Consider the following 6,893-nt stretch of genomic DNA (forward strand, 5'->3'; position numbering starts at 1 on the left):
CACACAGATTGTCTGATTAATTGTTAAAGAGCAGGCTGAATTAAAATTTAATATTCTCGTTCAGCCGGGCTGCGTATACTACGCTTTTCGCCCGCAGAGTCAAGCGCTTATTGGCTGGTTCTCTGCCTGACCTCACAATGTTTATCAGCGTTGTGTCGGTCAGTGGTGGCGCATTATAGGGAGTTCTTTGGCGCTGGCAAGCGTTTATTTGAAAAAAACTTTTATTCGAAGATTTTTTCAACAAATCGACGATATAAAGAACAAAATGCCTACTTTTTAATGCTTTTAATTGCTTTAGGTAAGTCTGCAAGACTATTTATTATCAAATCAGCCGCTTGTTCAGCTTCCGTGTTAACAGGTTTACCTGTGCGAACTAATACTTTAGTGCCAATTTTTGCCAACGTCGCGGCTTGCATATCTTCGATTTTGTCACCAATCATAAAAGAAGCCGTCATATCGATACCAAGTTCCCTCTGCGCATCCAGCAACATACCCGGCTGCGGTTTACGGCAGTCACAACTCTTCTTATATTGCTCTTCAGTTGCATCTGGGTGATGAGGGCAATAATAGATGCCATCCAAATCCACACCACGGTCTGCTAGCGACCAATCCATCCATTCCGTTAGTTGCAAAAACTGCTCTTCATCAAAAATGCCACGGGCAATACCTGACTGGTTTGTAACTAATACCAGTGCATACCCCATCTTTTTCAATTCAATCATGGCTTCAATGACACCATCGATAAATTGAAAATCATCTATTTCATGTACATAACCATGATCGATATTTATTGTTCCGTCACGATCTAAAAATACGGCAGGAATACCTTGTGTCACCCGATTGCTCCAAAAATGTAAGAAGTTCTCAGTATCGCACGATTTAGCCATGAATGAGAATGCAGCAATTAATTTATTCACAGTTGACTTAGACGTCTAGACACCTTAACATCCGATTCAACGGGTGGTTTGCTTTCTCAAAAATGTTCAAGCTATCAATTTTCAAAATTTTTATAAAAACAAAATAAGAATAAAAATGATAAAACTTTCTCATATCAATAAAATATTCCAGCAGGGTGCCCGTTCTATTAACGCGCTTTCAGATATCAGCCTGCATGTTCCGCAAGGGCAAATTTACGGTGTCATCGGCGCATCCGGAGCAGGTAAAAGTACACTGATTCGCTGTGTAAATATGCTTGAGCGTCCAACTTCCGGGCAAGTACTGGTTGATGGTCAGGATTTAACTATCTTATCTGATAGTGATTTAACCCGTGCACGTCGTCGTATTGGCATGATTTTCCAGCACTTTAATTTGCTGTCTTCAAGAACAGTGTTTGGCAATATAGCTTTACCTTTGGAACTGGATAACGTTCCAAAGGCCGAAATCAAAAAGCGAGTAGACGAATTATTGGAGCTTGTTGGTCTTGCAGATAAACATGATGCTTATCCAGCAAATCTCTCTGGCGGACAGAAACAACGCGTTGCTATTGCTCGTGCTTTGGCTAATTCACCTAAAGTACTTTTATGTGATGAAGCAACCAGCGCTTTGGATCCCGCAACAACTCGTTCTATTCTAGAGTTATTGAAAGATATTAATCGCCGTCTGGGACTAACCATTCTGTTAATTACACATGAAATGGATGTCGTCAAGCGTATTTGTGATCAAGTAGCCGTTATTAGTGGTGGGCAACTGATTGAACAAGACATTGTTAGTGAAGTGTTCTCTCATCCCAAGACACCTATCGCTCAGGCATTTATTCAGTCAACTTTGCATCTGGATATCCCTGAAGATTATGTACAAAAAATGCAAAGCCACCCAGCACCAGATCTTAGTCCATTATTGAAATTAGAGTTCACTGGTCAGTCTGTAGATGCCCCACTGATTTCAATGGCGGTACGTCGTTTTGATATTGATATGAATATATTAAGTTCTCAAATCGACTATGCCGGTGGCGTAAAATTTGGTGTGATGTTAGCTGAATTACACGGTGAAAATGGCGGCGTTGAATCAACGATTAAGTTTTTACAAGATCATCATGTGAAAGTAGAGGTTCTCGGTTATGTCTGAAGGAATGATTTTATTACTGGCTAAAGGCGTCTGGGAAACTCTAGTAATGACTTTTGTTTCTGGTTTCTTTGGATTCATTATCGGATTGCCAATAGGTGTATTGTTATATGTCACCCGTCCTGGTCAAATTATGGAAAATAGCAAACTCTATCGTTTTCTTTCAGCGGTAGTTAATGTTTTCCGTTCTATCCCATTTATCATTTTGCTGGTGTGGATGATTCCTTTTACCCGATTAATTGTGGGAACATCGATCGGTTTACAGGCTGCCATTGTCCCATTAACCATAGGTGCTGCACCATTTATTGCTCGTATGGTGGAAAATGCTTTATTAGAAATTCCATCGGGACTAATTGAAGCCGCTAGAGCAATGGGAGCCACCCCATTCCAGATTATAAAGAAAATTCTGTTACCTGAAGCATTGCCTGGTTTGCTCAATGCAGCCACAATTACCCTCATTACTTTAGTCGGTTATTCTGCAATGGGAGGTGCTGTAGGTGCAGGTGGATTAGGTCAGATTGGCTACCAATACGGTTATATCGGCTATAATGCAACAGTAATGAATACTGTATTAGTATTACTGGTTATTTTAGTTTATTTAATTCAATTAAGTGGTGACCGTTTAGTTAAGGCCACAACACATAAATAACAAGATCATTTTAATAGCAGTACCTGTATCGGTACTCATAAATCAGTATTCTATAGGGGTAAAGTATGTCTGTTAAATTAAGAACAATCGCAACTATCAGCGCTCTTTTAGGTTCATTAATCTTGGCGGGTTGTGGGCAAGAGAAACAAGATCCAAACCATATTAAAGTCGGTGTTATCGTTGGTGCAGAGCAGGAAGTTGCTGAAATTGCTAAAAAAGTCGCTAAAGATAAATATGGTCTAGATGTAGAGTTGGTGACCTTTAATGATTTTGTATTACCAAACGAAGCACTGAGTAAAGGTGATATTGATCTGAATGCATACCAGCACAAACCCTATATGGATCAGCAGATCAAAGACCGTGGTTATAAGATGGTCATAGTTGGCAACTCTTTTGTTTACCCAATTGCGGGTTATTCCAAAAAAATTAAATCCCTAGATGAATTACAGGATGGTTCCCAAATTGCGTTACCAAACGATCCAACGAACTTAGGCCGTTCTTTATTACTGTTACAGAAACAAGGTCTAATTAAACTGAAAGATGGCATAGGTTTATTGCCAACAGTTCTAGATATTGTTGAAAACCCTAAGAATCTAAAACTAGTCGAACTGGAAGCACCACAATTACCACGTTCACTGGATGATCAAAAAATTGCTCTGGCCATCATCAATACGACATATGCAAGCCAGATTGGACTGACTCCAGCAAAAGATGGTTTATTTGTTGAAGATAAAGATTCTCCATATGTAAACCTACTAGTTAGTCGAGAAGATAATAAAGATGCTGAAAACGTTAAGAAATTCGTTAAGGCATATCAATCCGACGAAGTTGATGAAGCTGCCAATAAGATCTTTAATGGTGGTGCAGTGAAAGGTTGGTAATCTTTCATATTACGCTCATTGATATTAGAATAATCAGGCGGACAGTTTGTCCGCCTGATTTATTATGGCATCATGTTTTCGGTATTATTTGTTAACCTGATCTACTCGCTTAACTCTAATAGTAAAAATTCGAGGATCTATAATGCGTAGGCTATTTGCCTCTTTGTTAGCACTGTCCATAACAGGATGTTCAATGCAACAAACAACATTCCCTGATTCTTCCCAGTTATCAGATATGAGACTCACAAAACTATCAACTGGCGAAAAAAAACACTTTTCTTCATCCGTAAAATTATATACCAAGAGTGAAGAATTATTAGGTAACTCATTCAAAGAGTTAGGGATTGTTTCTGGTCAATCATGTCGTAGTTCCTTACAGGATCCACCAGCGAATATCACCGTGGCTCGCAACCAAATGATAACCAAAGCAGCTTATTTGGATGCTAACGCTGTTTTATTGCATCAATGCGAAATATTATCAGGCCAAGGATGCTACCAGATAGCAATATGTGAAGGTTCAGCCCTGCTTATCACCCAATGACCGATTTCCATTTCACGCAGATAGGGGTTATCCATTCCCCTTATAAAGAAAAATTTGCCGTTCCCCGCCAACCAGGTCTTATTGAAGATGGTGGTGGGAAATTGGTACTTCTTCCTCCCTATAACCAGCCGGATGCAGTTCGTGGCCTGGAACAATTTAGTCATCTGTGGGTTATTTTTATCTTCCATCAAACAATAGAAGGCGGCTGGAAGCCAATGGTACGTCCTCCTCGTTTAGGTGGCAATGCAAAGATGGGTGTATTCGCAACCCGTTCGACTTTTCGGCCAAACCCAATTGGTATGTCTCTGATTGAACTTAAAGGGATCGAATACAGGAAAGGTCAAGTTACTCTGGAATTGGGTAGCCTGGATTTAGTTGATGGTACACCTGTTATTGATATTAAGCCTTATTTATCTTTTGCCGAATGTCAGCCACATGCAGTGGCAGGTTTTGCACAGCAAGCCCCTTCTACCGATATGGAAGTGATATTTTTACCTGCCGCTGAACAACAGCTCATCTCAGTTCAAAGCATTTATCCGAACTTACGCCGTTTTATCAGCCAAGTTTTAGCCCAAGATCCTCGTCCTGCTTACCGGAGAAGAGAACAGGAAAATCGGGAATATGCAGCTCATCTACTGGATTTCAATGTGCGCTGGAGAATTCGTGGCGCATTAACCGAAGTGGTCTCCATAGATCCCTATTAAAAATCAGCATATACCCTTTTGGCATCTTAAACTCACTGGTAGACTAAAGGCTTATTTTCATTTTTTTATCGGCTGGCAAATTTCTGCCAGTCAGAAGCAATTTGCTGCTCTAATGGAACCTAACAATGCGTACTAGCCAATATCTGCTCTCTACATTAAAAGAGACGCCTGCCGATGCGGAAGTTGTCAGCCATAAGCTGATGCTACGTGCGGGCATGATCCGTAAACTCGCTTCAGGTCTGTATAATTGGATGCCTACAGGTATTCGTGTACTCAAAAAAGTCGAAAAAATTGTTCGTGAAGAGATGAACAATACCGGAGCGATTGAAATATCTATGCCCATCGTGCAACCGGCAGATCTATGGCAAGAAAGTGGCCGTTGGGAACAATACGGTCCAGAGTTACTGCGTTTTGTTGACCGAGGCGATCGTCCTTTTGTACTAGGTCCAACTCATGAAGAGGTCATCACTGATCTAATCCGCAACGAAGTCAGTTCATATAAGCAGTTACCACTGACTTTATTCCAGATTCAGACTAAATTTCGTGATGAAGTTCGCCCTCGTTTTGGCGTGATGCGTTCCCGTGAATTCCTAATGAAAGATGCTTACTCTTTCCATGCTACCCAAGCATCATTACAAGAAACTTACGACAACATGTACGAAGCCTACAGCAAAATTTTTACCCGCATAGGTTTGGATTTTCGCGCTGTCCTGGCAGATACCGGCTCCATCGGTGGTAGTGCTTCCCATGAATTTCAGGTTCTGGCAGCCAGTGGAGAAGATGATATCGTTTTCTCAACTGAATCCAATTACGCAGCTAATATTGAATTAGCCGAAGCTGTTGCCCCCGCTCATGATCGCGCAGCACCAACAGAAGAGATGCATCTGGTAGATACTCCAAACGCAAAAACAATTGCTGAACTGGTTGAACAATTCAATCTGCCAATTGAGAAAACGGTTAAGACCCTGATGGTTCACGCAGCAGAAGACGCAGGCCATAAATTGGTTGCCTTACTGGTTCGCGGCGACCATGAACTTAATGAAATTAAAGCAGAGAAATTATCTTTAGTTGCCAGCCCGCTGACTTTTGCTACTGAAGAAGAGATTCGCTCAATTATTGGTGCAGGCCCAGGTTCATTGGGACCTGTCAATCTGCCGATACCCGTTATTATCGATCGCAGTGTGGCAGTGATGAGTGACTTTAGCGCAGGTGCCAATATCGATGACAAACACTATTTCGGTATCAACTGGGAGCGTGATCTACCGCTACCAGAAGTTGCTGATATCCGTAATGTTGTTGAAGGTGATGCCAGCCCGGATGGTAAAGGGACATTACTCATCAAACGTGGTATTGAAGTTGGCCATATCTTCCAACTTGGCACCAAATATTCTGATGCCATGAAAGCAACAGTTCAAGGCGAAGACGGCCACAATCAGATAGTCACGATGGGCTGTTATGGTATTGGTGTTACTCGTATTGTCGCCGCAGCGATTGAACAAAATCATGATGACCGCGGTATCATCTGGCCTGATGCAATTGCACCATTCCAAGTTGCTATTTTGCCAATGAATATGCACAAGTCATACCGTGTTAAAGAAGTTGCAGAGAAACTGTATGCCGATCTACGCGCTAGCGGCATTGATGTTATTTTTGATGATCGCAAGGAACGCCCAGGCGTGATGTTTGCCGATATGGAGCTTATCGGTGTACCACATACTATCGTTATTGGTGACCGTAATCTTGATAATGGCGAAGTAGAATATAAACATCGTCGCGGTGATGAAAAACAGATGCTGAAACTAGACGATGTTGTTGATTACCTGAAGCAACAACTTGGTTATTAATTAACCTGAGGTTTGCTTAAGAAGGGAACTAAGTGCCTGAGGCACGATCAAAGTTTTTGTCAAAGAAAACAAAATCGTGGAGATCCTCAGGCATGTTTAATTTAGAAGAACTTTACTGCTGCGTCGATGACTTTTGCCAAAAATTTATTCCTCTCTGGCATCAACAGTTAATTGAACATGGTTTGCTCAAACGTCGCCGCGAAGCTTCCCTTT

7 protein-coding genes and 1 pseudogene are annotated in these 6,893 nt (G+C 41.3%); 7 read left to right on the top strand and 1 reads right to left on the bottom strand.

Annotated elements, in window-relative coordinates:
• Positions 1-269 precede the first annotated feature (269 nt).
• The gene (gmhB, locus tag EAE91_RS22675) at positions 270-836 is read right to left on the bottom strand and encodes a D-glycero-beta-D-manno-heptose 1,7-bisphosphate 7-phosphatase (RefSeq protein ID WP_214090438.1); all 567 of its coding nucleotides are present in this window, start codon (positions 834-836) and stop codon (positions 270-272) included.
• A 196-nt stretch (positions 837-1,032) separates the two neighbouring features.
• Here gmhB and metN point away from each other — a divergent pair, with 196 nt between their 5' ends.
• The 7 genes and pseudogenes from metN to EAE91_RS25125 all read left to right on the top strand — a co-directional run.
• Positions 1,033-2,064 carry a methionine ABC transporter ATP-binding protein MetN gene (metN, locus tag EAE91_RS22680; RefSeq protein ID WP_214090439.1) on the top strand — a complete coding sequence of 344 codons (1,032 nt, stop codon included), beginning with the start codon at positions 1,033-1,035 and terminating at the stop codon, positions 2,062-2,064.
• Complete coding sequence (locus EAE91_RS22685) at positions 2,057-2,710, top strand: methionine ABC transporter permease MetI (RefSeq protein WP_040154155.1); 654 nt, start codon at positions 2,057-2,059, stop codon at positions 2,708-2,710. Before metN ends, EAE91_RS22685 begins: the two co-directional genes overlap by 8 nt.
• Before the next feature lie 65 nt (positions 2,711-2,775).
• Positions 2,776-3,591, top strand: a complete 816-nt coding sequence (locus EAE91_RS22690; RefSeq protein ID WP_036812082.1) for a MetQ/NlpA family lipoprotein — start codon at positions 2,776-2,778, stop codon at positions 3,589-3,591.
• Positions 3,592-3,784: 193 nt separating this feature from the next.
• Positions 3,785-4,132 carry an Rcs stress response system protein RcsF gene (gene rcsF, locus EAE91_RS22695; protein ID WP_280520305.1) on the top strand — a complete coding sequence of 116 codons (348 nt, stop codon included), beginning with the start codon at positions 3,785-3,787 and terminating at the stop codon, positions 4,130-4,132.
• Positions 4,129-4,836 (top strand): tRNA (N6-threonylcarbamoyladenosine(37)-N6)-methyltransferase TrmO, encoded by a 708-nt coding sequence (tsaA, locus tag EAE91_RS22700; protein ID WP_214090441.1) that lies wholly within the window; start codon positions 4,129-4,131, stop codon positions 4,834-4,836. The genes rcsF and tsaA overlap by 4 nt, the downstream gene beginning before the upstream one ends.
• A gap of 125 nt (positions 4,837-4,961) precedes the next feature.
• The gene (gene proS, locus EAE91_RS22705) at positions 4,962-6,680 is read left to right on the top strand and encodes a proline--tRNA ligase (RefSeq protein WP_214090442.1); all 1,719 of its coding nucleotides are present in this window, start codon (positions 4,962-4,964) and stop codon (positions 6,678-6,680) included.
• 92 nt (positions 6,681-6,772) lie between these two features.
• Positions 6,773-6,893, top strand: a pseudogene (locus EAE91_RS25125) (IS982 family transposase); the annotation flags it as partial.

This window comes from Photorhabdus noenieputensis (genome assembly GCF_018448935.1).
Lineage (GTDB): Bacteria > Pseudomonadota > Gammaproteobacteria > Enterobacterales > Enterobacteriaceae > Photorhabdus > Photorhabdus noenieputensis.

What these genes read in the sequence shown, in the direction of transcription:
- metN (WP_214090439.1), top strand. Translation starts at nt 1,033, where the DNA reads ATGATAAAACTTTCTCATATCAATAAAATATTCCAGCAGGGTGCCCGT.
- EAE91_RS22685 (WP_040154155.1), top strand. Translation starts at nt 2,057, where the DNA reads ATGTCTGAAGGAATGATTTTATTACTGGCTAAAGGCGTCTGGGAAACT.
- EAE91_RS22690 (WP_036812082.1), top strand. Translation starts at nt 2,776, where the DNA reads ATGTCTGTTAAATTAAGAACAATCGCAACTATCAGCGCTCTTTTAGGT.
- rcsF (WP_280520305.1), top strand. Translation starts at nt 3,785, where the DNA reads ATGCAACAAACAACATTCCCTGATTCTTCCCAGTTATCAGATATGAGA.
- tsaA (WP_214090441.1), top strand. Translation starts at nt 4,129, where the DNA reads ATGACCGATTTCCATTTCACGCAGATAGGGGTTATCCATTCCCCTTAT.
- proS (WP_214090442.1), top strand. Translation starts at nt 4,962, where the DNA reads ATGCGTACTAGCCAATATCTGCTCTCTACATTAAAAGAGACGCCTGCC.